Origin of the sequence: Devosia yakushimensis (assembly GCF_030159855.1) — a bacterium.
GTDB lineage: Bacteria > Pseudomonadota > Alphaproteobacteria > Rhizobiales > Devosiaceae > Devosia > Devosia yakushimensis.
Genome location: NZ_BSNG01000003.1, coordinates 277,685 through 300,744 on the forward strand (window position 1 = coordinate 277,685; position 23,060 = coordinate 300,744).

Sequence of the window (23,060 nt, forward strand, 5' to 3'; positions counted from 1 at the left end):
GTCTATTCGAAAACCGCAACAGGCGGCGCTTCCGCATGCACCGATTGACGACTAACATGTTAGTTGCTAGGCCAGCGCCCAGACCATTCCCCGGAGCTGCGCCATGCCGTCCCTCGACAAGATTCTCACCATCGAAGAAATGATGGCCGCGGCAAAGCGCAAAGTGCCCAAGCAATTCTTCGACTATGCCGATAGCGGCGCCTGGACCGAGAGCACCTATCGCGCCAATCAGGAAGACTTCCAGAAGATCAAGCTGCGCCAGCGTGTGGCGGTCAATATGGAAGGCCGGAGCCTCGCCACCACCATGACCGGCGAAAAAGCGAGCATGCCCGTCGCCATTGCGCCCACCGGCCTTACCGGCATGCAAAGCGCCGATGGCGAGATCAAGGCCGCCCGCGCCGCCGAGAAATTCGGCGTGCCCTTCACCCTCTCCACCATGGCCATCTGCTCCATCGAGGATGTGGCCGAGAACACGACAAAACCCTTCTGGTTCCAGCTCTATGTAATGCGCGATCGCGCCTTTATCGAGCGGCTGATCGACCGCGCCAAGGCCGCCAAATGCTCGGCTTTGGTGCTCACCATGGACCTGCAGATCCTGGGCCAGCGCCACAAGGACCTGCGCAATGGCATGTCCGCCCCGCCCAAATTCACCCCCCGCTTTGTCTTTGAAATGGCCCGCAAGCCCGCCTGGGCTTTGGGCATGCTGGGCACCAAGCGCCACAGCTTCCGCAATATTGTTGGCCATGTCGAAAATGCCGGCGACCTCTCCAAGCTCTCGGTCTGGACCGCCAATCAGTTCGATCCGGCCCTGAGCTGGAAGGATGTCGCCTGGGTCAAGGAGCGCTTTGGCGGCCCCGTCATCGTCAAGGGCATCCTCGACGCCGATGACGCCAAGGCCGCCGTCGCCCATGGCGCCGACGCCATAATCGTCTCCAACCATGGCGGCCGCCAGCTCGATGGCGCCCCCTCCTCAATCCGCGTCCTGCCCGAAATCGTCGATGCCGTCGGCAAATCAACCGATGTCTATCTCGATGGCGGCATCCGCTCCGGCCAGGACGTGCTCAAGGCCATGGCCCTGGGCGCCAAGGGCACCTTCATCGGCCGCGCCTTCCTCTGGGGCCTCGGCGCTGGTGGCGAAGCCGGCGTCACCCGCACGCTGCAAATCATCCAGCGCGAACTCGATATCACCATGGCCCTGTGCGGCGAACGCGATATCCACGATGTGGGCCTGCACAATATCTATTCCATCGACCTGCCGCCCAGAAATTCTCCGCTCGGCGCCAACGGTTAGGCTCTTGCCTCCACCCCGGCCTTCCCCTCAAATGCCAGAAAACAGGAGGATAAAGATGGCCGGGGTTCTCGAGCGCATCGATCAAAAATTCAACGACCTGACCATCGGCAGCGCCGCGCTCGAAGTGCTCTACGACCAGTGCCGCTGGGCCGAAGGCCCGGTCTGGTTCAACGATGCCAATGCCCTGGTCTGGAGCGACATCCCCAATAATCGCCTGCTGCGTTGGGTGCCCGATGGCGGCGTCAGCCCCTTCCGCACGCCCTCCAATTACGTCAACGGCAATACCCGCGATCGGCAGGGGCGGCTGATCTCCTGCTCGCATGGCGCCCGCGCCGTGCTGCGCACCGAGATCGATGGCACCATTACCACCCTGGTCGATAGCTACCAGGGCAAACGCCTCAACTCCCCCAATGACGTGGTGGTCAAGTCCGACGGCACGATCTGGTTCACCGACCCCACCTACGGCATTCTCTCGGACTACGAAGGCCATAAATCCGACCCCGAGCAGCCCGGCTGCTATGTCTATCGCTTCGATCCCGCCACTGGCTCGCTCACCGTCGTCGCCGACGATTTCGCCAAGCCCAATGGCCTGGCCTTTTCGCCCGACGAAAGCCTGCTCTATGTCTCCGATACCGGCCGCAGCCACAACCCGGATTGGCCCGCCCATATCCGCAAATTCACCGTCAATGGCGACAAACTGACCAATCCCGGCACCTTTGCCGATATCGATTCCGGCCTGCCCGATGGCTTCCGCCTCGATACCGAAGGCAATATCTGGACCAGCGCCGGCCCCGGCGTAAACGTCTACAATCCCGCCGGCGCCCTGCTCGGCCGCATCCATACCGGCCAGGCCACCTCCAACGTCACCTTTGGCGGCCCGGCCCGCAACCGGCTCTTCATCACCTCGAGCCAATATCTGATGGCGATCTATGTCACCGCCACGGGCCTGCAATATCCTTGATCTCCCGCGCCGCCGCCATCGCCCAAAATCTGCGGCTCGAACCCGTCCCGACCCTGCCCGATATCAGGCTCTACACCGCCCATCCCGGCAGCCGCCTATCGCAGTTCGCCGACCCCGACGACAATGACCCACCAGCCCCCTATTGGGCCTATCAATGGGCCGGCGGCCTGGCTCTGGCGCATCATTTCCGCGCCCATCCAGAATTGGTGCAAGGCAAACGCCTGCTCGACCTGGGCGCTGGCTCGGGCCTCGTCGGCATCACCGCATCCAAGTTGGGCGCCCACACCAAAGCCGCCGAAATCGACCCCAACGGCCGCGCCGCCATTACCCTCAATGCAGCAGCCAATGGCGTCATCCTACCGCTGATCGACATCGACCTGCACAGCGCACCACCCCAAGATGTCGACCTGATCGCCGCCGGCGACGTCTTCTACAATGCCGAGATCGCCCGCCTCATGCTGCCCTTCCTCACCCGCTGCACCGGCTCCGGCATAACGGTGCTGATCGGCGACCCCGACCGCCGCGACCTACCAATCGCTCAATTGGAACTGTTGGCATCCTATGCCGTGGGCGATGTCGGGGATGTCAGAAGCAACACGGGCCGCAAGGGTTCAGTCTACCGGTTGGCATGACAAACCATCCACACCCACCGCATCTCCCTCGGGCTTGACCCGAGGGCCACTCGCCGCTTGCGCCGTGCTGATAATGGCCCTCGGGTCAAGCCCGAGGGAAACACGGTGATAGCAGAGGCATAACGCTAACTCTTGCTCTTCTTCACCTTCGGCTCCGGCAATTCCGCCGCAGTCACCCGCACCAGCTCCGCCAGCCAATCAGCATCGTCCCAGCGGTCGCCCTCGATCACGAAATACATCTTGGAGCCGGGATAGGCCTCCCCTTCGGTGACCTCGCCCAGATAGTCCCGCCCCGCCTGAGTCGGCTTGATGAACAGCTGGTCATCACAGATGAAGGCCATGACCTTGCCGTCACAATACATGCCATATTCACCGAACATCTTGCGGGCGGTGACAGTGCCGGCCCCCGCCGCCTGCTCGAGAATATAGTCGACCGTCTTCTGCTGGGTGCTCACATCGTCGCCCCGACCTGCCAGGGCACGAATTCATTGTCGCCATAGCCCAAGGCTTCCGACTTGGTCTTCTCGCCCGAGGCCACCCGCAGCATGAGATCGAAAATCTCCTGCCCCTTGGCCTCGATGGACACACCCTCGACGATATCGCCGCAATTGATGTCCATATCGTCCTGCATCCGGCCATACATATCCGAATTGGTGGCCAGCTTAATCGAGGGCACGGGCTTGCAGCCATAGGCCGAACCGCGCCCGGTGGTGAAGGCCAGGATATTGGCGCCACCCGCCACCTGCCCTGTCGCCGACACCGGATCGAAGCCGGGCGTGTCCATGAACACAAAACCCTTCTCGGTCACGGGCTCCGCATATTCATAAACCGCCGTCAGCGGCGTCGTACCGCCCTTGGCCGCCGCGCCAAGCGACTTTTCGAGAATAGTGGTCAGCCCGCCCAGCTTATTGCCTGGCGAGGGATTATTGTTCATCTCGCCATGATTGCGGGCGGTGTAATCCTCCCACCAATGGATACGGCTGATCAGCTTCTCGCCCACCTCCCGGCTCACCGCGCGCCGCGTCAGCAAATGCTCGGCGCCATAGATTTCCGGCGTTTCGCTCAGGATCGCCGTGCCACCATTGCGCACCAGAATATCGGCCGCATAGCCCAGAGCGGGGTTGGCGGTAATCCCCGAATAACCGTCCGAGCCCCCGCATTGCAGCGCCAGCGTCAATTCGGACGCATCAATGGTTTCCCGCTTGGCGCGGGCGGCCACCGGCAGCATTTCCTTCATGCGCTCAATGCCCCATTCGATGATCTTCTTGGTGCCGCCGCTTTCCTGAATGGTCATGGTCTGGAACGTGTCGCTCTCGACAATCCCATACATCTCCTTCATCCGGCCGATCTGGAACACTTCGCAGCCCAGCCCCACCAGCATGGCCGCGCCCAGATTGGGATTGGACGTATAGCCCCATTGCGTGCGTTTCAGGATGTCAAAGCCCTCGCCCCGGCTTTCCATGCCGCAGCCCGTGCCATGCACGAACGGCACAACCCCATCGATCTCGGGATAATCATCCAAAATCCCCGAGCGATTAATCCCTTCGGCAATGAACTTGGCCACCGTGGCCGAGCAATTGACCGAGGTCAGGATACCAACGTAATTGCGCGTGCCCACCTTGCCATTGGCGCGGCGATAGCCCTCGAATGTGGCCCGCTGGCCAACCGGGATCATGTCAGGCGCAATGGCCCCTTCGGCAAAGGCATAGTCGTGCTTGAGGCTGCCATCGGCGCCACCCATGCCGCAATTATGCTCATGCACCCAGTCGCCGGCCGGAATGGCTTCCTTGGCAAAGCCGATGATCTGCCCGAATTTGACGATAGCTTCGCCGGCCCGGATTGCCCGGCTGGCAAACTTGTGCCCCTTGGGCACGCGGCGCTTTATGGTAACGCCCTGCGGCGTGTCGCTCCCCACTTCCAGATTGGCGAGGGCCACGGCGATATTGTCGGCCGCGTTCAACACCAGCGTACGGCTTTGGGGACGGGTCAGGGTTTCGGACATGAATGGGCTTTCGGGAGGTCGGATCTCAACTGCGCTTTACGCCCGTCCCGTTTGCCGCCAGATTGCGCGCGCAATCACTTGGCATGGACGATTGTAAAACATCACTTCTCTAACTAACATGTTAGCATGATACCGGCAGAAAGTCCCTACCATTTTCTCGCGCGCCCGGCCGCCTTGACGCGCGGCAGCGTTACGTTGGACGTGACCAATGTATTGCGCCAGGCCATTGTCACCCTGGCCCTCGCTCCCGGGCAAAGCATCGATAAATCGGCCATTTGCGAGCAATTGGGCGTGTCCCGCTTTCCGGTCAGCGAAGCCCTGGCCCGGCTGGCCGCCGAGGGCCTGGTCGATATCGCCCCGCAGCGCGGCTCGACCGTTTCGCTGGTCAAGATTGCCGATGTTCGCGAATATATGCTCATCCGCAAGGCGCTCGAAAGCGAGGCTCTGCGCGTGCTGATCGGCAATATCGACAAGGATGTCATCGCCGCGCTTCACGCCAATATGGCAGCCCAGCGCGAGGCCGCCGCCCGCGACGATGCCGAAGCCTTTCATCAGATCGACATCGATTTCCACGACATCATTTTCCGCTCGATGCGCTTTACCAAGATCAAGGGCATCATCGATTCCGCCCGCGCCAATCTCGACCGGGCCCGCCGTCTCATCATCACGCCCCGGCGCCTGGCACACACCATTGCCGAGCACCAGGCCATTTTCGACGGCATCCTGGCCGAAAACCAGGATCAGGCCACCGCTGCCATCCGCGCCCATATCGACGCGGTCATGGTCGAACTGTTCGCCTTTGCGCGCGAAAACCCCGAGCCCTTTGCCGATGGCAAGACGCTTGAGGAAGAAAGCTTTCCATTCGGCTGATCTAATGGCCGACGTCCCCTGAGGAGGAGGACTTTAATGCTCAAGAACATACCGCCATTGCTCGGCCCCGATCTGCTGGGCATTCTGCGGGCCATGGGTCACGGCGACGAAATCGCCATTGTCGACGCCAATTATCCCGCTGATTCTGCCGGCCCGGTCCTCGTGCGTCTCGACGGCATTTCGGCCACCGATGTGCTCGAAGCCATTCTCACCCTCATGCCGCTCGACGACTTCGTCGACCAGGCCGCCATCTGCATGCAGGTGGTGGGCGATGCCAATAAGCGCGAGCCGGTCATGGATGCTTTCGAAACCATCGTCAAAAAGCACGAACCAGCCATGGGCATTTCGACCCTCGAACGCTTCGCTTTCTACGACCGCGTCAAAACCGGTTACGCCATTGTCCAGACCGGCGAGACCCGGCTTTACGGCAATATCCTGCTCAAAAAAGGCATTATCCGCCCCAAGGGCTGAGCTGCCGCATTTAAAAATATTCTCTGGAGAAACTGACCTATGAAACTGCTTCGTGTTGGCGCCAAGGGTGCCGAAAAGCCGGCAATTCTGGCCGAAGATGGCTCGATCCGCGACCTGACGGGAATTGTCGGCGATATCGGCGGGGCAACGCTGACGCCCGAAGGCCTGGCCAAAATCCGCGCTACCGATATCGGTGTGCTGCCCAAGCTCGATGCCGGATCGCGCATCGGCCCCTGCGTCGCCAATGTTGGCAAGTTCATCTGCATCGGCCTCAATTACGCCGACCATGCCGCCGAGACCGGCGCTGCCATCCCGGCCGAGCCCATCATTTTCATGAAGGCCACCAGCGCCATTATCGGCCCCAATGACGATGTGATCATCCCAAAAAATTCGATCAAGCCCGATTGGGAAGTCGAACTGGGCGTCATCATCGGCAAGGAAGCCCGCTATATCGAGGAAAAGGACGCTCTCGATCACGTCGCCGGCTATTGCGTGGTCAATGACGTGTCCGAACGCCACTTCCAGACCGAGCGCGGCGGCACCTGGGACAAGGGCAAGGGCAGCGACACCTTCGGCCCCATCGGCCCCTGGCTCGTCACCAGGGACGAAGTCGCCGACCCGCAGCAGCTGGGCATGTGGCTCGATGTCGATGGCAAGCGCTACCAGAACGGCTCGACCAAAACGATGATCTTCGGCGTTGCCAATGTGGTGGCCTATGTCAGCCAATTCATGAGCCTGCAGCCCGGCGACATCATCTCCACCGGCACGCCCCCGGGCGTCGGCATGGGTATCAAGCCGAACCCGGTCTGGCTCCAGCCCGGCAACGTCATGCGCCTGGGCATCGAAGGCCTGGGTGAGCAGCAGCAGAACGTGAAGGCCTACAGCGCCTGAGGTTCCAGGGCGGGCAGAAATCCCTCCACTCCCACGGTGTCATCCCGGCGCAGGCCGGGATCCATCTCGAGATCGAACCGCAGCCGCAAGGTGTCCGTTCAACCACATGTGGCACGCCATCATCTCAGGATGGGCCCCGGCCTGCGCCGGGGTGACACCGAGGGTGAGAAGAGACCTAAGCCGGCCGCTTCGCCACCAGGTCAATCTCCACCAGCGCCCCCACCGCCAGCGCCGTCACCCCTATTGTGGTCCGCGCCGGCAGCTTTCCCGGCTCGAAAAAGCCCGGCCACAGTGCATTGAGAGCGTCATAGTCGCGTTCAAATTCGGTGAGATAGATGCGGGCCATGGTCACATGTTCGAGCCCCAGCCCAATGCCGCCCAACACCACTTTGAGATTGTCGATCACCCGCCGGGTCTGGGCCTGGATTCCCGCCGGCAATGGCGCATCGGGCGCTTCCGGATTGGTCGGCATCTGGCCGGTCACGAAGACCCACCCATCCACCTCGACGGCATGGGAAAACGGGGCAACGGGCCGTGGCCCGGAAGCCACCATGTGATAAATCGGCGCGCTCATGGCATAACTCCAGTGTGAAGGTGCTTGAGCCTGGGTGCTTCACCCGCCATAAGTCAATCTCCGGCGGGCGCTTCGCACCGCTCACCAGCGCTGCGGGGCAAGCAGTTCAATGTTCGAGTTCTTCCATTCGGTCTCGCTCTATCTCGAGAGCTTTCTCGACGCTATTTCCGGCAATTTCTGGCTAACCTTCTGGTTCATTTTTGCCGTCGCCATCGGCGAGGCCGTGTTCATCCTGGGCCTTTTCGTGCCTTCGACGCCCGTCCTGCTGATGGCCGGCGGCATCATCGCCGAGGGCCGGCTACCCTTCTGGGAAGTCTATTTCGCCGCCGTGATCGGCGCCATTATCGGTGACGCCATCTCCTACACGATCGGCCATTTCCTCAAGGACAAGATCAAGACCATCTGGCCCTTCCGCAACCATGTCGATCTGATCGCCCGCGGCGAGGACTTCTTTGCCCGCCATGGCGGCAAGGCCGTGTTCATCGGCCGCTTCATCCCCGGCGTCAAAGCGGTCATCCCCGGCGTCGCCGGCATTATGGGCATGCGCTATGGTCATTTCACCATCATCAACGTGACCTCGGCCTTCGCCTGGGCGGCTGCCCATATCCTGCCCGGCATGCTGCTGACCGCCTGGCTCAAATCCATTGGCCTCTCGCTCGAACTGGTCATCGTGGTGGGCGCGCTGGTGCTGACCGTGCTGTTCCTGGTCCTGCATTACCATCGCCGCATCCTGCTCTTCTTCGCCCCCTGGCTGGGCGGGCTGGGCCGCTCGATCCAGGCCCGCTGGGGCAATTCCGACGCCGTCCATTGAGCTTGCGGGCACCAGCACCCACATTGGTCTCAAACAGGAGTGACACCGATGAGTGAAGCCGAATTGGTCGTGCAGCGCGAAGATGGCCCCACGCGGGGCCGCTACGTCATCCACCTGGCGCCCGGCTACGATGCCGAAATGACCTTCCGCAAGGAGGCCAACGGCACGATCATCATCGACCATACCGGCGTCCCGCCCGAATATGAAGGCCGTGGCATCGCTGCCAAACTGGTGCATCGGGCCATTGCCGATGCCCGCGAACAGGGGTTCAAGATCACCCCTGTCTGCTCCTATGTCGTCGCCCAGTTCCGCCGCCACCCCGAATGGGCGGATTTGCGGGCCTAATTGCCGTAGCGCACCAGGTCCTGGTTATCGGCCTTGATCGCTTCCAGATCGTCCCAGGAAATGGTGATCGTGGGCATGCCATAGGCATAGGCGGCCACTTCATACTGGTTGAATTGGATCACCAGCCCATAGTCGTCGTCAAAGCTCCACCGCGCCGGGTCGGTGACGATCTTTTCGATCGTGTCGTCATCGGGCAATTGCAGCCAATCGCCATGCTCGTTCTCGAGCTGGGCCAGCGCCAGCGTCAGCAGCGTCTTTTCCCACCCCTCTCCGGCAAAGACGTCGCTGGCCAGCAGCGCCCGGTTCTCGGGAACGAAATAATGCAGGTACCGGACGGCGCCATTGCCATGCGCGGCGCCATGGCCATACCAATAGCTATTGGTCTCGAGCGTGATGCGCGAAGCGAGCACCTGCTTGATCACGGCGCTATCCATGACATCGGCGCTCGCATCCTCGGCGGCGTCGCCACCCGTCCCGGCAATGGCCGACCAGTTCTGCTTCATGAAGCCGTTGAAATTCTCCGCCAGCGGATCGTCGTGATCGAGCAGCGGATAGCTCATCTCGTGGCTGGACACTTTCCAATAGGAATCCGGATTGTCCGCTTCATTGGGGTCCGGCATGGCCCGGTATTGCGACACGATATAGAAACGGTGCCCGCCGATCATGCGGCTGGCCTCCAGCAACCGGCTGCGCGCCTTGAGCTTTTCGAGCAGGCACGCGGCACCCTCGTCATCATAGCTACCGGTGGTGAGGGGCGTTGCATTATCGGTGCAAACCCGCTGCGCATAATCGAGCCAGACACGCTGGCTGGCGCGCATGGCCTCGGTTCCCTCCTTGGTCAGCCCACCAATGGCTGTGGCAAAGCTCTTGGCCAGCACATCATCGGCCGCCGACAGCTCGGGACGCCCGCAAATGGCCTGCTCATAGGGTGTCGAAGCCTTGCTGCAATCAAAGCTCGCCGCCGCTGCCGGCACAACCACCGCCGCCGGGGTCATCACTGCGCCCAGCATGGCCAGCGCGCTCATCACCTTGATCGATTTGCTCATCTTCGTTCTCCGCACATCGCCCGTCCTTGTTGCAGCTTTTGCTTCCAAGATCATCCCCTTCCGGCAGCAATATGACCGTCCGCACAAGCGGTTGAACCCGATGGCTTCACCCGCGTTGTGCCAGCACAACGAGGAGGAGAAAACGATGAGCCCGCTCGAAACCAAGGTGCGCCGCCTGTTCGACCGCTACGGCCAGCGCAGCGACAACGCCCTGCAGAACCCGCCCATCGAGGATGCCGGCGGCCACGCCGCCGCTTTTGCCGACTATTTCGTCGGCTCCAGCCCGCGCGGCGTCATGGGTGGCCCCAATGACAATGCCTTCCGCCAGCAGATTCCCCGCGGCTTCGCCCATTACCGCGAAGTCGGGGGCAAGCACATGACCGTCAAGGGCCTCAAGGTCACGGCCCTCGATGACCTGCACGCCATTGCCGATGTCGATTGGGATTTTGCCTATACCAACAAGGCCGGCAAAAGCGGCCATGTCACCTTCACCAATTTCTACTTCGTCACCATCGCCAGCGGCGAACCCAAGATCTTCGCCTATGTCACCCCTGACGAGCAGGGCGCGATGGAGGAACATGGGTTGGTGTGAGAGGAAGACGACATCGCGTCTATGGCAGCATCTCCCCCACCCACCGCCGCTTCCCTCGGGCTTGACCCGCCCGAGGGAAGCGATGGCGGTGTTTAGAAATGGTGCAAGATTGGGTAGAGACGAGTCTTGATAGGAAGGGTCGGGCAACAAACACGGACTGGCGTTACCCCGCCAAAAACCCCTGCGCCGTCCGCAACTCTTCCTGCCGCAATTCATGCCCGCCGGCATGCCAGAAGACCTCCGCCTTCGCCCCATGCGTCTTGAAATAATCCCCCAGCCCCTGCGTCATCGCCACGGACGCCATCGGATCACGCTGCCCCGCCGTAATCAGCACCTTGCGCCCACCAAAATCCACCTCCGGCGGCGCAAACGGGATCAGCGGATGCATCAGCACCGTCGCGTCGAACAGCTCCGGCGCCACAAACTGCACTGACGCCAGAATATTGGCCCCATTGGAATAACCCAGCCCGATCACCCGCGTCGGCTTCCCCTCATCCCGCCGCGCCGTGACGAATTCGACCATCTGCCGCGTCCGCAGCGCCAGGTCCTCCATGTCATAGACCCCTTCGCCCGTGCGCTTGAAATAGCGCAGTGCCCCATGCTCGCTGACATCGCCGCGCGGCGTGATGATCCGCGCGCCCGGCAATAGCTGCCCGCCCAGATCGAAGAACTGGTTCTCGTCCCCGCCCGTGCCATGCAGCAGCACGAAAAGCGGTGCCGCAGCATCGGCGCCCTTGCCTTCACGATAATGGTAATCGGCCATGATCTGTCTCCTGCTGTCTTGCCCTCCGATATCGGGGAAGGCGGGAATGCGCACAACAGGGCCGGCACGCCACGCACTGTTGCGCAAAGCGAAACGATGCCCGCGTTGCGTGAGGCCGCGTTCCATGCACTATAGGGCAATGTTCCTATCGATTTTCGACATCTTCAAGATCGGCATCGGGCCATCGAGTTCCCACACAATGGGTCCGATGACCGCCGCCCGGCGCTTTCTCGATGAACTCAAGCACAGCGACCGCCCCCGCCCCGCCAATGCCCGCGCCGCCGCGCTGACGGCAAGCCTGCATGGCTCGCTGGCCTATACCGGCTTGGGCCATGGCAGCGGCCGCGCCGTCATTCTGGGCCTCTGTGGCGAAGATCCCAAAACCGTCGATCCCGACCGGATGGACACCATCATCGCCCAGGTCGAGGCGACCGGAACGGTCCATCCACCAGGCCACGCCCCCTATCGCTTCCGCCCGGCCGTCGATCTGGTGTTCGACCGCAAGACCGCCCTGCCCGGCCACCCCAATGGGTTGCAATTTGCTGCCTATGATACCGATGGCCAATTGTTGCTGCGCCGCGCCTATTTCTCCATCGGCGGCGGCTTCGTCGTCAGCGCCGAGGAGCTCGATGCCCTCAAGGGCGCGTCCCCTGCCCAGGCCGACGTGCCCTATCCCTTCGCCCATGCTCAGGACATGCTGGCCATGGCCAGAGCTTCGGGCCTGTCCATCGCCGGCATGAAGCGCGCCAACGAGGAAGCCACCACCAAGCGTCTCGCCCTTGATCGCGGCATCGATGAAATCTGGGGCGTGATGAGTGCCTGCATCGACCGGGGCCTGACCCAGGACGGCATCATGCCGGGCGGCCTCAACGTCAAGCGCCGCGCCCGCTCCATTTTCCTGCAGCTCGATGCGCAATGGCAGCGTAACGAGCTGACCCCGCTCATGGCCAATGATTGGCTCAGCCTTTACGCCATGGCGGTCAATGAAGAAAACGCCGGCGGCGGCCGCGTCGTCACCGCGCCCACCAATGGCGCGGCCGGGGTCATCCCCGCCGTCATGCGCTATTTCCTCAAATTCAACGCCGCCGCCGGCCCGCAAGCCGTGCGCGAATACCTGCTCACCGCCGCCGCCATTGGCGGCATTATCAAGCACAATGCCTCGATCTCGGGCGCCGAAGTGGGCTGTCAGGGCGAAGTGGGCTCTGCCTCGGCCATGGCCGCCGCCGGCCTCTGCGCGATTATGGGCGGCACCCCCGAACAGGTCGAAAACGCCGCTGAAATTGCGCTGGAACACCATCTGGGCATGACCTGCGATCCCGTCGCGGGCCTGGTGCAAATCCCCTGCATCGAACGCAACGCCTTCGGCGCCGTCAAAGCCGTCACCGCCGCCTCCCTCGCCCTCAAAGGCGACGGCACCCACGCTGTTCCCCTCGACGCCTGCATCGAAACCATGCGGCAAACGGGGCTGGACATGTCCGAGCGGTATAAGGAAACGAGCCTGGCCGGGTTGGCTGTGAACGTAGTGGCCTGCTGAGCGGTAGTAGTGAAAACCGCAACGACCCCCACCCCAGCCCTCCCCTCAAGGGGGAGGGAGGCCAAGAACCGACAGGTTCGAGTTTGCAAAAGCCAAGGAACGACACTTGAGTCATCGGCGCTATTGCTTCCCTCCCCCTTGAGGGGAGGGATCGAGGGTGGGGGTCGACGAGCCCTGTCACAAAGGCCGCCGCCCGCCCCTAAGCCCGCCCGAACTCATCCTCGATCCGGATAATATCGTCCTCGCCCAGATAGGACCCGGTCTGCACCTCGATCAGCTCCAGCTCGATCTTGCCCGGATTGGCGAGGCGATGCGTGCAGCCCAGCGGCAGGTAAATCGACTGGTTTTCGCTGAGCATGCTCACCACGCCATCCAGCGTCACCTCGGCCGTACCCCGCACCACGACCCAATGCTCGGAGCGGTGATGGTGCTTTTGCAGGCTCAGCTTCTTGCCCGGCTTGACGAAGAGCCGCTTGACCTGGAACCGCTCGCCATTGAGCACCGATGAATAGCCACCCCAGGGCCGATAGGCCGTGCGGTGAATTTCGGTCAGGCCCACTGTGTCCTTGCCCGCGCGCAAAAGCTTGACCAACGGCCCCACCTTCTGCGCCTCGGAGAGCTTGCCGACATAAACAGCGTCCTCGCTGGCAATCACCGCGATATCGTCCAGCCCCTCGACCGCCACATGGGCATGGTCGGTAACAACCAGCGAATTGGACGTATGGCTGAACGTCACGGAACCGCTGCCGGCATTGCCCGCTTCGTCATGCTCCTGGGCCTTCCACACCGCATCCCAGCTGCCCAGATCAGACCAGCCGAAGCTGACCGCCACCACCGCCGCCCGCCCGGTTTTTTCAAAGATCGCATAATCGACCGAAATATTGGGCGCGGTCGCAAAAGCGGCTTCTTCCAGCCGCACGAAATCGAGATCGACCCGTGCCGCCGCCACCGCGCCATTGGCGGCTGCCAGCGTTTCGGGCGACAGCGCCTCGCATTCGACGAGGAAAGCCTCGGCGCCGATCATGAACATGCCCGAATTCCAGAGATACCCGCCCTCGGCCAGCATCTGCTCGGCGCGCACGAGATCGGGCTTTTCCACGAACCGTTCGACAGCGCTGACGCCGCCGCCCAGATCGCCACCGGCCTTGATGTAGCCATAGCCCGTCTCGGGTGCCGTGGGCACGATGCCAAAGGTCACCAGCCGCCCTTCGGCGGCCGCTGCGGCTGCCTGCTGCACCGCCAGCAGATACCCCGCATCCACCCCCACATCGTGGTCGGATGGCAGCACATGCAACACCGCTTCGGCGCCAAAGAGATTGCGCGCATAAACGGCCACGGCAGCGATCGCCACGGCCGTATTGCGCGCCACCGGCTCAAGCAGCACCCCAGCCAGTGGCGCCCCCATTTCGCTGGCCTGCTCGGCCACGATGAAGCGATAATCGGCATTGGTGATGACGATGGCGGGCGTATAGACATCCCCATCGCTCACCCGCGCCAGCGTCTGCTGGAAAAGGCTTTGCGCCCCCGTCAGCGGCAGGAACTGCTTGGGGCGCGCCGCCCGCGACATCGGCCACAACCGCGTGCCCTGGCCCCCGGCCAGGATGACGGGTACGATACGAGAACTCATGCAAGGCTCCAACTCAACTTGGCCCGCAGCTTAGGCGGTTTCCCCGAGCGAGGCTATTACGCCGTAGCGAACCGGGCGTGCGAACGCTCGATATGGCTCCGCATCGCCCGCTCGGCGCCATCGGGATCACGCGCCTTGATGGCGGCCACCAGGGCCTCATGTTCGTCAAGCACGGTGCGCGTCACCTTTGCATCGCGCACCAGCCGGAACAAATGCACGTGAGAATGCAGTCCCACCTGCGCCTGCAACAGCAATTCGTTGTCCGCGCTCACGGCGATCTGATCGTGAAAAGCCATATCGAGCTGCCCGAACTGGGCATAGGCATCCAGCCCCTCTTCGTTGACCAGGGCCGCCATATCGGCGCAGAGCGCTTCGAGTTGGCCGATCACTGCATCGGTCATGACATCGGCGCATTTGCGCGCGGCAAAGGGCTCGATCAACAGCCGCATTTCATAAAGCTCGGCGAGCTGGCGCGCGTTCAGTTGCGGCGCAACGCTATAGCCCACCAGATGCGTCTTGCTGACCAGCCCCTCGGCCTCGAGCCGCCCCAGCGCCTCGCGAATAGGCGTCTGCGACACGCCCAATTGCCGGGCCAGCGCATCGACCCCGATCCGCCCGCCGGCGGCGATCTCGCCGGACATGATGCGCGCGAAAATGGCGCTATAGACCTCGTCGCCCAATCGGGCCGGACGCCGCAACAGGCCGGCAACGGCATTGGGAATGGCCATCAGTGGCTCACCCGCGAAAAATCCACGCTCACGACATGCTCCCTTGGCGCTCCCTGCCGTTCTCGTGGAGCGCCAGGCGGAAGTCAATCACTCCTAAGGATAAGCCGTGGACCCATCGGGCTTGCGCGTCACCTTGCGCTCCCAATGGATATAGTCGTCCCGCTCCAGCACCGCCTCGTCGATCTCGATGCCAAAGCCTGGCCGGTCGGGCCGCAGCTCCATATGTCCATCCACCGGAATATAGGGATCGATCGCCCAGGGCGCGTGGATATGCGGCTTGAATTCCAGCACTTTGAAATTGGGCTGGGCCGCGCAGAAATGGATATTGACCGCCGTAGCCAGCGGCCCCATCGGATTGTGCGGCGCCAGGGTCACATAATGGGCTTCGGCAATGGAAGCGATGCGGCGCATTTCGCTGATGCCGCCTACCACGCAGATATCGGGCTGGATGATATCGGCCCCGCCCGCCGCAAGCAGCGACAGGAATTCGAAGCGATTATAGAGCGATTCCCCCGTCGCCAGCGGCACCGTCACCTTGGATTTCAGCTCCCGCCAGGCCGGAATATGTTCGGGCCGGATCGGCTCCTCGTAGAAATAAGGATCATACGGCGCCAGCGCCTGCGCCAGTTGTACGGCCTGATAAGGCTCGAAAATCTTGGCATGGGCATCGAAGGCAAATTCGAAATGGCTCGGCGTCATTTCGCGCACCCGGCCGAAATAATCGCCGGTTTCCTTGACCAGCTCGCCCCAGCGCCCCGCATGCAGATCGCGGCGATAGGGGCTGAGCTTGAAGGCGGTATAGCCGTATTTCTCGTTGAGCTCGGCCGTCTGGTCCAGTGCCGCCGCCGGATCGGGCGCGGTATAGACCCCGCAATAGACCTTGACCCGGTCCCGCACATTGCCGCCCAGCAGCATATAGACCGGCAGCCCCGCCGCCTTGCCGGCAATGTCCCATAGCGCATGGTCGATCACGGAAATCGCCGCCAGTCCCAGCGCCCCGGGCGGAAACCGGCATTGTTGATTGAGCTTGAGAATGAGGAATTCCACTCGCCGCGGATCCTCGCCCACAATCTGCCCGAAGAGATAATCGAGCAGCGGCGGCAGCGCCCAGTCGGGCCCGTGATTATAGGCCTCGCCCCAGCCCGAAATACCCTCGTCCGTCTCGATCTTGACCAGCAGCCGCGGCCGGTCGTCGACCCGCTGCATATAGGTCTTGAGCGCTGTGATCTTCATGAACGTTCGGCCCGGGCCACACTTTCCACGATCGCCCGCAGGGCCGCACGCTCCTCGTCATTGAGCGCCTCCAGCCCCGGCTTGCGCACCGGCCCCACATCCTCGCCCAGAATACCAAGCGCTTCCTTGACCACCGTCACATTGGCCCCATTGCCATATTTGGTGCGCATCGCTTCGAACCCGGCAATAGCGTCGATCAGCCGCCGCGCCTCGGCATAATTGCCTGTTTCCAGCGCCCGGTGAATGGCCTGCGAGCGCTGCGGGAACACATTGACCAGGCCCGAGGTGAAGCCCCGCGCGCCCATGGCATAAAATGCCGGCGCCCAGCCTTCCGCCAGCCCGCACACCCAGATCGCCGGCGCGTCCCTGGTCGCCCGGATCACCTCGGCCAGCAGCATCAGATTGGGCGAGGCGAACTTGATCCCCGCAATATTGCCATGCTGCGCCAGCAGCGAAAAATCGGCCACCGCCATGGTGTCGGACCGCACATAGGCAATTACCGGCACGCTGCACGTATCAGCCAGTTCGAGGAAATACCGTGCCTGCGCTGCGGGAGCCGCAAACGGATCCATCGGATGATGCCCCATAATCGCATCGGCGCCCGCCGCAATCGCGTCCCGCGCCAGTTCCTTGGCCTCGACCAGCGAGCGCCCCACCGCTGCGCTGACGAGGCTCTTGCCATCGGCCGCCTCGACAGTCAGCCGATGCACCAGCCGTACTTCCTCCAGCGACAGCGCGAAGAATTCGCCCGTATTGCCCGCCGCCATCAGATTGTGCACGCCCGCCGTTGCGAGCCGGGAAATCAGCACTTTCAGCCCCGGCCCATTGACCGACCCGTCTGCTGCATAGGGGGTAACGGGCACGCCGGAAATTCCGGTCAGGGCCTGGCGGATTTTGGTCATGGCAGCAGTCAACGGCGCGGTCCTTTGCAGAATAGGCGTTGCATCATTGATATATCAGATTTCAACGGCTGTCGATATGGCTTCCGGCGGCCACGCGCTCGACCAGAAAATCGATAAATGCCCGCACCCGGGCCGCCAGATGCTGGTGCGGCGCATAAAGCGCATGGATCAGCTCATCGTCCCCGCCATAATAGTCCTCGAGCACCGGCACGAGACGCCCCGCATCGATATCGGCCTGTACATTGAACCGTCCCACCCGGCCCAGCCCCACCCCGGCCAGGCACAATTGCCGCAAGGTCGGCCCGTTATTGGTCTGGAAGGTCCCCGATACCGGCTGCTCCAGCTTCTGCCCCGAGGGCAACCGGAATGGCCAATGGTCGAAATTGCGCAAAAGGCTCAGCGTCAGGCAATTATGGGCCTCCAGCTCCTCCGGGCGGCGCGGCACCCCGAACGCCTCCAGATAGCCTGGCGACCCCACGATGACGCGATCGCATACGAGGATTTTCCGCGCCTTGAGGCTTGAATCCCGCAAGGGGCCAGAGCGCAGCGCGATATCGACGCGGTCCTCCAGCAGATCGACCAGCGTGTCGCTCAGCAGCAGGTCGAGTTCGATTTCCGGGTAGCAACGCAGGAATTCGGGCATCATCGGCACGACATAGGTCACCCCGAACCCCACCGAGACGGTAACCCGCAATTTGCCCCGCGGCCGCGCCGACGCCCCATCGGCGATACTGCGCTCCGCATCCTCGATCTCCGCCAGGATCAGCCGGGCCCGCGCCAGATACGCTTCCCCTTCCGGCGATAGCCGCAGCGCCCGTGTCGAGCGGAAGAACAGCCGCGTCTGCAGCCGGTCTTCTATCCGCGTCACCAATTTGCTCACCGCCGAAGGCGTCAGCCGCAACCGCCGGGCCGCTTCCGAAAAACTGCCCTGCTCGGCAACGGTCACGAACACTTCCATCTCGCCGCTGCGACTGTCGACCATGGCCCACCTTTGAATTTGGTTCACAGGTATTTGGACATGACGCCCGATTGTCGCGCAAGGGCCGAAGGATCATTTTCCGGGTTCAGTTGCGGCCAGGTGCCGCCATGCCGCTATTTCCGGAAGGAAGCCCTCAAGTGCCCATCGCCATTTTTGCCCTGACCATCGCAGCCTATGCGATCGGAACGACCGAGTTCGTCATTGTCGGCCTCTTGCCCACCGTAGCCGGCGACCTCGGCATCACCCTGCCGCTGGCCGGCCTTATCGTCAGCGTCTATGCCCTGGGCGTCACCTTCGGCGCTCCCATTCTCACCGCCCTTTCCGGCCGCATCGAGCGCAAACCCCTGCTGCTCGGCCTCATGGCGCTGTTCATCGCCGGCAATGGTGCCGCCGCGCTCAGCCCCGGCTATGAAGCGCTCCTCGTCGCCCGCGTCTTCTCCGCCTTCGCCCATGGCGTCTTCTTTTCGGTCGGCGCCACCATCGCCGCCGATCTCGTGCCGGAAAATCGCCGTGCCTCGGCTATTGCCATGATGTTCCTCGGCCTCACGGTGGCCATCGTTACCGGCGTGCCGCTAGGCACCTTTATCGGCCAGACCTTTGGCTGGCGCGCCACCTTCTGGGCTGTGTCGGCACTGGGCGCCGTCGCCTTTGTCGGCATCGCCGCCCTGCTGCCCGCCAATCTCGCCAAGGCGCCCCCGGCCAGCCTTATCGATCAGGTGCGCGTGCTCGGCAGCGGCCGCCTGCTGCTGGCCTTCGCCATGACCGCTCTGGGCTATGGCGGCACCTTCGTCACCTTCACCTTCCTCGCGCCCATCCTGCAACAGGCCACCGGCTTCTCGGAGGGCAATGTCAGCCTGATCCTGGTGCTCTACGGCCTGGCCATCGCCGCAGGAAACCTGGCCGGCGGCCGGATCGCCAATCGCGATCCCGTCAAGGCGCTGACCATTCTCTTCGCCCTGCAGGCCGCGGTACTGGTCCTCTTCTCCTTCACTGCCATCTCGCCCATCCTGGCCTTGGTGACCCTGGCCGCCCTCGGCTTCCTCTCCTTCGCCAATGTGCCCGGCCTGCAGCTCTATGTAGTCCAGCTCGCCAAGCGGCATCGTCCCGGCGCGGTCGATGTCGCCTCCGCCCTCAATATCGCCGCCTTCAATCTGGGCATTGCCGTCGGCGCCTGGCTGGGCGGCCTGGTGGTGGATTCCTCCCTCGGCCTAGTCGCCACCCCATGGGTCGGCGCCATCCTGGTCGGTGCCGCCGTGCTGCTGACCCTGTGGAGCGGCCTGCTCGACAACCGCACCAGCCAACCGGCCGCGCAGGCTGCCTGATCGGCCCGGCACGACCCTACCCCGCAAACCGCCTGAGCCGGGTCCTGATCTCCCCACCGCTGCGGACGCGGTCGCGGCCATCGCGCTTGGCCTGATAGAGCGCCGCGTCCGCCCGGCCGACCATCTGCTCGAGCCCCTCGCCCGGCTGCCGTTCGACCACGCCGAAGCTGGCGGTAACCTTGAAACGGGCCGCCCAATCGGCCGGGCCCGCCGAGCGGACGGCCTCCGCGTAGAGCATGCCGGCCTGCAGATTGGTCAAGGGCAGCAGCACGGCAAATTCCTCGCCCCCCAGCCTGCCGACCAGGGCTTCGGCAGGGGCCATGCTCTGGAGCCGCCGCGCGAAGGACACGATCACCTGGTCCCCCGCCTCATGGCCGTACCGGTCATTCACCCGCTTGAAATGGTCGAGATCGGCCAGCACCAGCACGACCGGCCGCTTCTGCGCCGCGCATTCGGACAAGAGCCGCGCGCCACGCAGATCAAATCCGCGCCGGTTCAACAGGCGCGACAGGGGATCTGTCTGCGACTCGGCCTGCAATTCCTCGATGACATCCAATGCCACGGCCGTCAGCAGCGTCAGCGCGACCAGCAGCGAATAGGCGATCGTCGCCAGGTTCGTCAGCAGCCAATAGGACGAGGTAATATCGGGCGTCGCGAGCCCGCCCGCCTCGAAGAAAACGACAATGAAGGGCCGGGCCAGGAAATAGGCCACCCCCATGCCGAGCACGACAAGCATGAGCACGTCGATGCGCGAGCGCTGCGGCGATTGCGAAAGGCGGATCGCCGCAATGGCGAGCATGGCGCCAATCCCCCAGGTGACGGCAACCACGCGGGCGACAAAGCTGGGCTGCGCCCACATGAACCAGCCCAGGACCAGCATGGCGACAACAGCGCATGCGAGCAATAATCCGCGCGGAACCGGCATCCCCGCCCGCGTCAGAAGCGCCGTGCACAACAGGAACACCGCGACAAGCAACATCAGATTGGAGCAAAACCGCACCAGGGTGCTGTCCAGCCCCAGGCTCGTCGCCTGCAAGGCAAAACCAGCCGCGACGCAGGCGTAGCAGATGGCCAGCATCGCGATATGCCGATTGCTCCGGCGGAACCACCAGAGCATGGCGAAGGTCCCCGCCAGGATCAACGCCAGCGTCGGTGTAAGAACCGAGATGAACAGCTCAACGCTCACGCCGCTTCCCCTGTCGGCCTGCTTTCCACGCAGAACCTAGCGGCACAAACCAAAGCCTTGGTTAAAACCGGAAAAATGTCATCCCGACAGGTTTGCGCTCAGCTCAGCCGCCCATCGGCCAGCGCCTGCATGATCCAGTCGCGATAGGTCTGGTCCTTGTCATTGATCTCGGGAATGACTTTGGAGGCCTCCGACATGAAGAAAGCATAATCCCGGCCCATTTCCTGGCCGCGCCGGGTATGCATGTCGAGCGCCACATCGGGAATTTCCGGCAGCCGCTCACCCAGTTCGGTGACGCGCCGGGCCCAATTGACCATATCGTCGCTGGTGCGGTCCTTCTTGCTGGCCGAGAGCACGCGAATGGCATGGGCGGCGAACAGGAACCGGTCGCCGGCCGGCCGGGGATAGCGCTTATGCTGCTGATAGAGCGTTTCGATCAGCACCGGCGCATCCACATTGCCCAGCCCGATATCCTCCACCGCCATGACGCAGAGCCGCGACCACAGCACCTCCTCCATTTCGGGGCTGGTGACGAACATTTCCCAGCCCAGCAGCAGCACATTTTCGGTCATGCCGCGCCGCATGCATTTCTGCAGGGCCGAGATCACCTCGTCGGCGGCAAAGCCATGCTCGGTCGTGGTTCTCTGCCAGGGATCGGGCGGCTGCTGCACTTTGACCATTTTTGGTGGGCTCCTTGAAAGACGGGTGAGCTTAGCCGGGAGAACGGCCCCGAGCCAATCGCCATTGACCGGCAAATAGGCGTCGGAAGCCTCGCGCGGCGCTAGGGCCAATCGACATTCACTCAGGCTGAGCCGAAAATGGTGGTTTTCGAGAACCGGAGCGCAGCGTACGTTTGGTACGTGAGCACCGGAAGCGCAGAAAACTGCCATTTGCAGGCCAGCATCAGCTGAATGTCGATTGGCCCTAGGTATTGGCCGCCACCAGGCCAGCCGGCATAGGTCCATCACCTGCAAGGGGCCGCTCCTCCCGCCCGGCCATGCCCGGGCCGGTCAGCAGCACCCGGCTGCCGGCAGTCAGGCGCGGATAGGGCATCGACGACACAGGAACCTGCCGGACCTGGAAGTTCTGATAATCCTCCGTTTCAAGGACGATCTCCATCGCCTGCGCTTCAGACATTGCCGGTTTCTCCTGTGCCGCCAGGCACGTCCATTAAGACGCCTACCTTTGCCCGATCCGGATTACCGGAACATTGCGCATGCCTTACACGCGCCCCGGCCTTGCGAAGATCACACCGCCGTAACGCCCGCGTAATGTTTCGCTGGGCATTAATGGCGCATCGGGTCACATGACCGGATCGCCGATCATCGCAGGATGGACCGATTGGGCGTCCCCGCCGACGCAGCCATTGGCGCGCGTCCGCGCCGTTGACCGCGGAAATCACCGGAGTTTTGTATGCGTCTTTATAATCATCTGATGGTCGCCGTCGCTGTGGGCGCCGTCTTTGCCGGCCCGGTGCATGCGGGCGATTTCGATAGCTATGGCGCCGCGCCCGCGCAATTCGTGCCGATCGAACCGGAATCGGATTTCGTCTTCATCCTCGGCCTGGGCGTGGGCGCGGCTCCGGCCTATGAAGGCGCCTCGGACTACAAGATGACGTTCAAGCCCATCATCGATGTCGAGCGCCTCCGCTGGGGTTGGATCGATGTCGGCGGCGAGGAAGATCGCGGCGGGTTCAGCTTCTCTCCCTCTGTCAGCTATGAAGGCGAACGCGTCAGCGGGGATCATGCCGCGCTACACGGGCTGGACAATGTCGAGGCCACCTATGCGCTGGGCGGCCGGATCGGCTACGAAATCGTCTTCGACGACGCGATCAGCGCCGAAATCTACGGCGCGGCCCGCTACGCCTTTGGCGGCGCCCGGGGCCTTATCGGGGAGGCCGGCGTCGACATAACCGCCAAGCTCACCCCGCAATTGGAGATTGTCGGCGGCCCGGTCGTCAGCTTCGCTTCCGAAGACTATATGGATACCTATTTCGGCGTCACGGGCGCGGAATCGGTGGCAACGGGCGGCCGCCTCGGCGCCTTTGACCCCAGTGGAGGCATCAAATCCGCCGGGCTGCAGATCGAGGCCCGCTACGAGTTCATTCCCGACACTTTCGTCACGCTCAACGCCGCCTATTCCACCTATCTCGGCGACGCCCGGGAATCGCCGATCGTCAAATCGGGCTCCGAACATAACTTCACTGTCGGCCTGGGCCTGGCCCGCCGCTTCTCGTTCTAGACTTGCAGCGGCGCCAACATTGCGCGGGCCTATTCTGAACCATGTCAGCATAGGCCCGG

25 protein-coding genes are annotated in these 23,060 nt (G+C 63.0%); 12 read left to right on the forward strand and 13 right to left on the reverse strand.

The window, feature by feature from the left end; genetic code table 11:
• The first annotated feature begins 103 nt into the window (after positions 1-103).
• Genes QQL79_RS19795 through QQL79_RS19805 form a run of 3 tightly spaced genes read left to right on the forward strand, consistent with a single transcriptional unit; the run spans position 104 to position 2,884 of the window.
• On the forward strand, positions 104-1,291 hold the full coding sequence (locus QQL79_RS19795) for an alpha-hydroxy acid oxidase (RefSeq protein ID WP_284393798.1): 1,188 nt from the start codon (positions 104-106) through the stop codon (positions 1,289-1,291).
• A gap of 55 nt (positions 1,292-1,346) precedes the next feature.
• Positions 1,347-2,252, forward strand: coding sequence for an SMP-30/gluconolactonase/LRE family protein (locus QQL79_RS19800; RefSeq protein WP_284393799.1), 906 nt, complete (start codon positions 1,347-1,349; stop codon positions 2,250-2,252).
• On the forward strand, positions 2,249-2,884 hold the full coding sequence (locus QQL79_RS19805) for a class I SAM-dependent methyltransferase (protein ID WP_284393800.1): 636 nt from the start codon (positions 2,249-2,251) through the stop codon (positions 2,882-2,884). Before QQL79_RS19800 ends, QQL79_RS19805 begins: the two co-directional genes overlap by 4 nt.
• Before the next feature lie 125 nt (positions 2,885-3,009).
• On the opposite strand, the gene QQL79_RS19810 is transcribed toward QQL79_RS19805, so the two are convergent.
• A complete protein-coding gene (locus tag QQL79_RS19810) occupies positions 3,010-3,339 on the reverse strand; it encodes a TfoX/Sxy family protein (protein ID WP_284393802.1) in 330 nt (109 codons plus the stop codon).
• On the reverse strand, positions 3,336-4,886 hold the full coding sequence (locus QQL79_RS19815) for a UxaA family hydrolase (protein ID WP_284393804.1): 1,551 nt from the start codon (positions 4,884-4,886) through the stop codon (positions 3,336-3,338). Before QQL79_RS19815 ends, QQL79_RS19810 begins: the two co-directional genes overlap by 4 nt.
• A 126-nt stretch (positions 4,887-5,012) precedes the next feature.
• Here QQL79_RS19815 and QQL79_RS19820 point away from each other — a divergent pair, with 126 nt between their 5' ends.
• From QQL79_RS19820 to QQL79_RS19830, 3 genes are read left to right on the forward strand one after another with little or no spacing between them, the layout of a single operon-like run.
• Entirely contained in the window at positions 5,013-5,756 is a 744-nt protein-coding gene (locus tag QQL79_RS19820) for a GntR family transcriptional regulator (protein WP_284393806.1), read from the forward strand.
• A gap of 36 nt (positions 5,757-5,792) precedes the next feature.
• Complete coding sequence (locus QQL79_RS19825) at positions 5,793-6,227, forward strand: RbsD/FucU family protein (RefSeq protein ID WP_284393808.1); 435 nt, start codon at positions 5,793-5,795, stop codon at positions 6,225-6,227.
• 39 nt (positions 6,228-6,266) lie between these two features.
• Entirely contained in the window at positions 6,267-7,118 is an 852-nt protein-coding gene (locus QQL79_RS19830; protein WP_284393810.1) for a fumarylacetoacetate hydrolase family protein, read from the forward strand.
• 175 nt (positions 7,119-7,293) lie between these two features.
• Here QQL79_RS19830 and QQL79_RS19835 read toward each other — a convergent pair whose 3' ends face one another.
• Positions 7,294-7,692: a RidA family protein gene (locus tag QQL79_RS19835; protein WP_284393812.1), complete on the reverse strand. Its 399-nt coding sequence runs from the start codon at positions 7,690-7,692 to the stop codon at positions 7,294-7,296.
• A gap of 109 nt (positions 7,693-7,801) precedes the next feature.
• Here QQL79_RS19835 and QQL79_RS19840 point away from each other — a divergent pair, with 109 nt between their 5' ends.
• Both QQL79_RS19840 and QQL79_RS19845 read left to right on the forward strand, forming a co-directional pair.
• On the forward strand, positions 7,802-8,503 hold the full coding sequence (locus QQL79_RS19840; RefSeq protein ID WP_284393814.1) for a DedA family protein: 702 nt from the start codon (positions 7,802-7,804) through the stop codon (positions 8,501-8,503).
• Positions 8,504-8,551: 48 nt separating this feature from the next.
• A complete protein-coding gene (locus QQL79_RS19845; RefSeq protein WP_284393816.1) occupies positions 8,552-8,848 on the forward strand; it encodes a GNAT family N-acetyltransferase in 297 nt (98 codons plus the stop codon).
• On the opposite strand, the gene QQL79_RS19850 is transcribed toward QQL79_RS19845, so the two are convergent.
• Entirely contained in the window at positions 8,845-9,894 is a 1,050-nt protein-coding gene (locus QQL79_RS19850; RefSeq protein ID WP_284393818.1) for a DUF3298 domain-containing protein, read from the reverse strand. The genes QQL79_RS19845 and QQL79_RS19850 overlap by 4 nt on opposite strands.
• Positions 9,895-10,039: 145 nt before the next feature.
• Here QQL79_RS19850 and QQL79_RS19855 point away from each other — a divergent pair, with 145 nt between their 5' ends.
• Complete coding sequence (locus QQL79_RS19855; RefSeq protein WP_284393819.1) at positions 10,040-10,486, forward strand: hypothetical protein; 447 nt, start codon at positions 10,040-10,042, stop codon at positions 10,484-10,486.
• Between the two features lie 163 nt (positions 10,487-10,649).
• Here the strand turns inward: QQL79_RS19855 and QQL79_RS19860 are convergent, their stop codons facing one another.
• Positions 10,650-11,252 (reverse strand): alpha/beta hydrolase, encoded by a 603-nt coding sequence (locus QQL79_RS19860; protein WP_370461276.1) that lies wholly within the window; start codon positions 11,250-11,252, stop codon positions 10,650-10,652.
• Positions 11,253-11,388: 136 nt separating this feature from the next.
• On the opposite strand from QQL79_RS19860, the gene QQL79_RS19865 reads away from it, so the two are divergent.
• Positions 11,389-12,783, forward strand: coding sequence for an L-serine ammonia-lyase (locus QQL79_RS19865; RefSeq protein WP_284393990.1), 1,395 nt, complete (start codon positions 11,389-11,391; stop codon positions 12,781-12,783).
• Positions 12,784-12,982: 199 nt separating this feature from the next.
• On the opposite strand, the gene QQL79_RS19870 is transcribed toward QQL79_RS19865, so the two are convergent.
• The 5 genes from QQL79_RS19870 to QQL79_RS19890 form a co-directional block, all read right to left on the reverse strand.
• Complete coding sequence (locus QQL79_RS19870) at positions 12,983-14,410, reverse strand: mannose-1-phosphate guanylyltransferase/mannose-6-phosphate isomerase (protein WP_284393822.1); 1,428 nt, start codon at positions 14,408-14,410, stop codon at positions 12,983-12,985.
• Between the two features lie 56 nt (positions 14,411-14,466).
• Complete coding sequence (locus tag QQL79_RS19875) at positions 14,467-15,138, reverse strand: GntR family transcriptional regulator (RefSeq protein ID WP_284393824.1); 672 nt, start codon at positions 15,136-15,138, stop codon at positions 14,467-14,469.
• A 93-nt stretch (positions 15,139-15,231) separates the two neighbouring features.
• Complete coding sequence (locus QQL79_RS19880; protein WP_284393826.1) at positions 15,232-16,371, reverse strand: mandelate racemase/muconate lactonizing enzyme family protein; 1,140 nt, start codon at positions 16,369-16,371, stop codon at positions 15,232-15,234.
• Positions 16,368-17,273 (reverse strand): dihydrodipicolinate synthase family protein, encoded by a 906-nt coding sequence (locus QQL79_RS19885; protein ID WP_284393828.1) that lies wholly within the window; start codon positions 17,271-17,273, stop codon positions 16,368-16,370. The genes QQL79_RS19880 and QQL79_RS19885 overlap by 4 nt, the downstream gene beginning before the upstream one ends.
• Before the next feature lie 61 nt (positions 17,274-17,334).
• Entirely contained in the window at positions 17,335-18,255 is a 921-nt protein-coding gene (locus QQL79_RS19890; RefSeq protein ID WP_284393830.1) for a LysR family transcriptional regulator, read from the reverse strand.
• Positions 18,256-18,389: 134 nt separating this feature from the next.
• Between QQL79_RS19890 and QQL79_RS19895 the strand changes: the two genes are divergently transcribed.
• The gene (locus QQL79_RS19895; protein ID WP_284393832.1) at positions 18,390-19,574 is read left to right on the forward strand and encodes an MFS transporter; all 1,185 of its coding nucleotides are present in this window, start codon (positions 18,390-18,392) and stop codon (positions 19,572-19,574) included.
• 16 nt (positions 19,575-19,590) lie between these two features.
• On the opposite strand, the gene QQL79_RS19900 is transcribed toward QQL79_RS19895, so the two are convergent.
• The 3 genes from QQL79_RS19900 to QQL79_RS19910 all read right to left on the reverse strand — a co-directional run bounded on the left by QQL79_RS19900 (position 19,591) and on the right by QQL79_RS19910 (position 21,897).
• Positions 19,591-20,760, reverse strand: coding sequence for a GGDEF domain-containing protein (locus tag QQL79_RS19900; protein WP_284393834.1), 1,170 nt, complete (start codon positions 20,758-20,760; stop codon positions 19,591-19,593).
• A gap of 98 nt (positions 20,761-20,858) precedes the next feature.
• A complete protein-coding gene (locus QQL79_RS19905) occupies positions 20,859-21,440 on the reverse strand; it encodes an AAA family ATPase (protein WP_284393835.1) in 582 nt (193 codons plus the stop codon).
• 244 nt (positions 21,441-21,684) lie between these two features.
• Positions 21,685-21,897: a hypothetical protein gene (locus tag QQL79_RS19910; RefSeq protein WP_284393836.1), complete on the reverse strand. Its 213-nt coding sequence runs from the start codon at positions 21,895-21,897 to the stop codon at positions 21,685-21,687.
• Between the two features lie 276 nt (positions 21,898-22,173).
• Here QQL79_RS19910 and QQL79_RS19915 point away from each other — a divergent pair, with 276 nt between their 5' ends.
• On the forward strand, positions 22,174-23,001 hold the full coding sequence (locus QQL79_RS19915; RefSeq protein WP_284393837.1) for a MipA/OmpV family protein: 828 nt from the start codon (positions 22,174-22,176) through the stop codon (positions 22,999-23,001).
• The last annotated feature ends 59 nt before the right edge of the window (positions 23,002-23,060 follow it).

Bases quoted from the DNA above. Each gene is read 5' to 3' on its own strand.
- QQL79_RS19795 (WP_284393798.1), top strand. From the start codon at position 104: ATGCCGTCCCTCGACAAGATTCTCACCATCGAAGAAATGATGGCCGCG.
- QQL79_RS19885 (WP_284393828.1), bottom strand. From the start codon at position 17,273: ATGACCAAAATCCGCCAGGCCCTGACCGGAATTTCCGGCGTGCCCGTT.
- QQL79_RS19820 (WP_284393806.1), top strand. From the start codon at position 5,013: ATGATACCGGCAGAAAGTCCCTACCATTTTCTCGCGCGCCCGGCCGCC.
- QQL79_RS19910 (WP_284393836.1), bottom strand. From the start codon at position 21,897: ATGTCTGAAGCGCAGGCGATGGAGATCGTCCTTGAAACGGAGGATTAT.
- QQL79_RS19905 (WP_284393835.1), bottom strand. From the start codon at position 21,440: ATGGTCAAAGTGCAGCAGCCGCCCGATCCCTGGCAGAGAACCACGACC.
- QQL79_RS19890 (WP_284393830.1), bottom strand. From the start codon at position 18,255: ATGGTCGACAGTCGCAGCGGCGAGATGGAAGTGTTCGTGACCGTTGCC.
- QQL79_RS19845 (WP_284393816.1), top strand. From the start codon at position 8,552: ATGAGTGAAGCCGAATTGGTCGTGCAGCGCGAAGATGGCCCCACGCGG.
- QQL79_RS19840 (WP_284393814.1), top strand. From the start codon at position 7,802: ATGTTCGAGTTCTTCCATTCGGTCTCGCTCTATCTCGAGAGCTTTCTC.
- QQL79_RS19875 (WP_284393824.1), bottom strand. From the start codon at position 15,138: ATGGCCATTCCCAATGCCGTTGCCGGCCTGTTGCGGCGTCCGGCCCGA.
- QQL79_RS19880 (WP_284393826.1), bottom strand. From the start codon at position 16,371: ATGAAGATCACAGCGCTCAAGACCTATATGCAGCGGGTCGACGACCGG.
- QQL79_RS19835 (WP_284393812.1), bottom strand. From the start codon at position 7,692: ATGAGCGCGCCGATTTATCACATGGTGGCTTCCGGGCCACGGCCCGTT.
- QQL79_RS19915 (WP_284393837.1), top strand. From the start codon at position 22,174: ATGCGTCTTTATAATCATCTGATGGTCGCCGTCGCTGTGGGCGCCGTC.
- QQL79_RS19830 (WP_284393810.1), top strand. From the start codon at position 6,267: ATGAAACTGCTTCGTGTTGGCGCCAAGGGTGCCGAAAAGCCGGCAATT.
- QQL79_RS19855 (WP_284393819.1), top strand. From the start codon at position 10,040: ATGAGCCCGCTCGAAACCAAGGTGCGCCGCCTGTTCGACCGCTACGGC.
- QQL79_RS19815 (WP_284393804.1), bottom strand. From the start codon at position 4,886: ATGTCCGAAACCCTGACCCGTCCCCAAAGCCGTACGCTGGTGTTGAAC.
- QQL79_RS19800 (WP_284393799.1), top strand. From the start codon at position 1,347: ATGGCCGGGGTTCTCGAGCGCATCGATCAAAAATTCAACGACCTGACC.
- QQL79_RS19850 (WP_284393818.1), bottom strand. From the start codon at position 9,894: ATGAGCAAATCGATCAAGGTGATGAGCGCGCTGGCCATGCTGGGCGCA.
- QQL79_RS19865 (WP_284393990.1), top strand. From the start codon at position 11,389: ATGTTCCTATCGATTTTCGACATCTTCAAGATCGGCATCGGGCCATCG.
- QQL79_RS19870 (WP_284393822.1), bottom strand. From the start codon at position 14,410: ATGAGTTCTCGTATCGTACCCGTCATCCTGGCCGGGGGCCAGGGCACG.
- QQL79_RS19825 (WP_284393808.1), top strand. From the start codon at position 5,793: ATGCTCAAGAACATACCGCCATTGCTCGGCCCCGATCTGCTGGGCATT.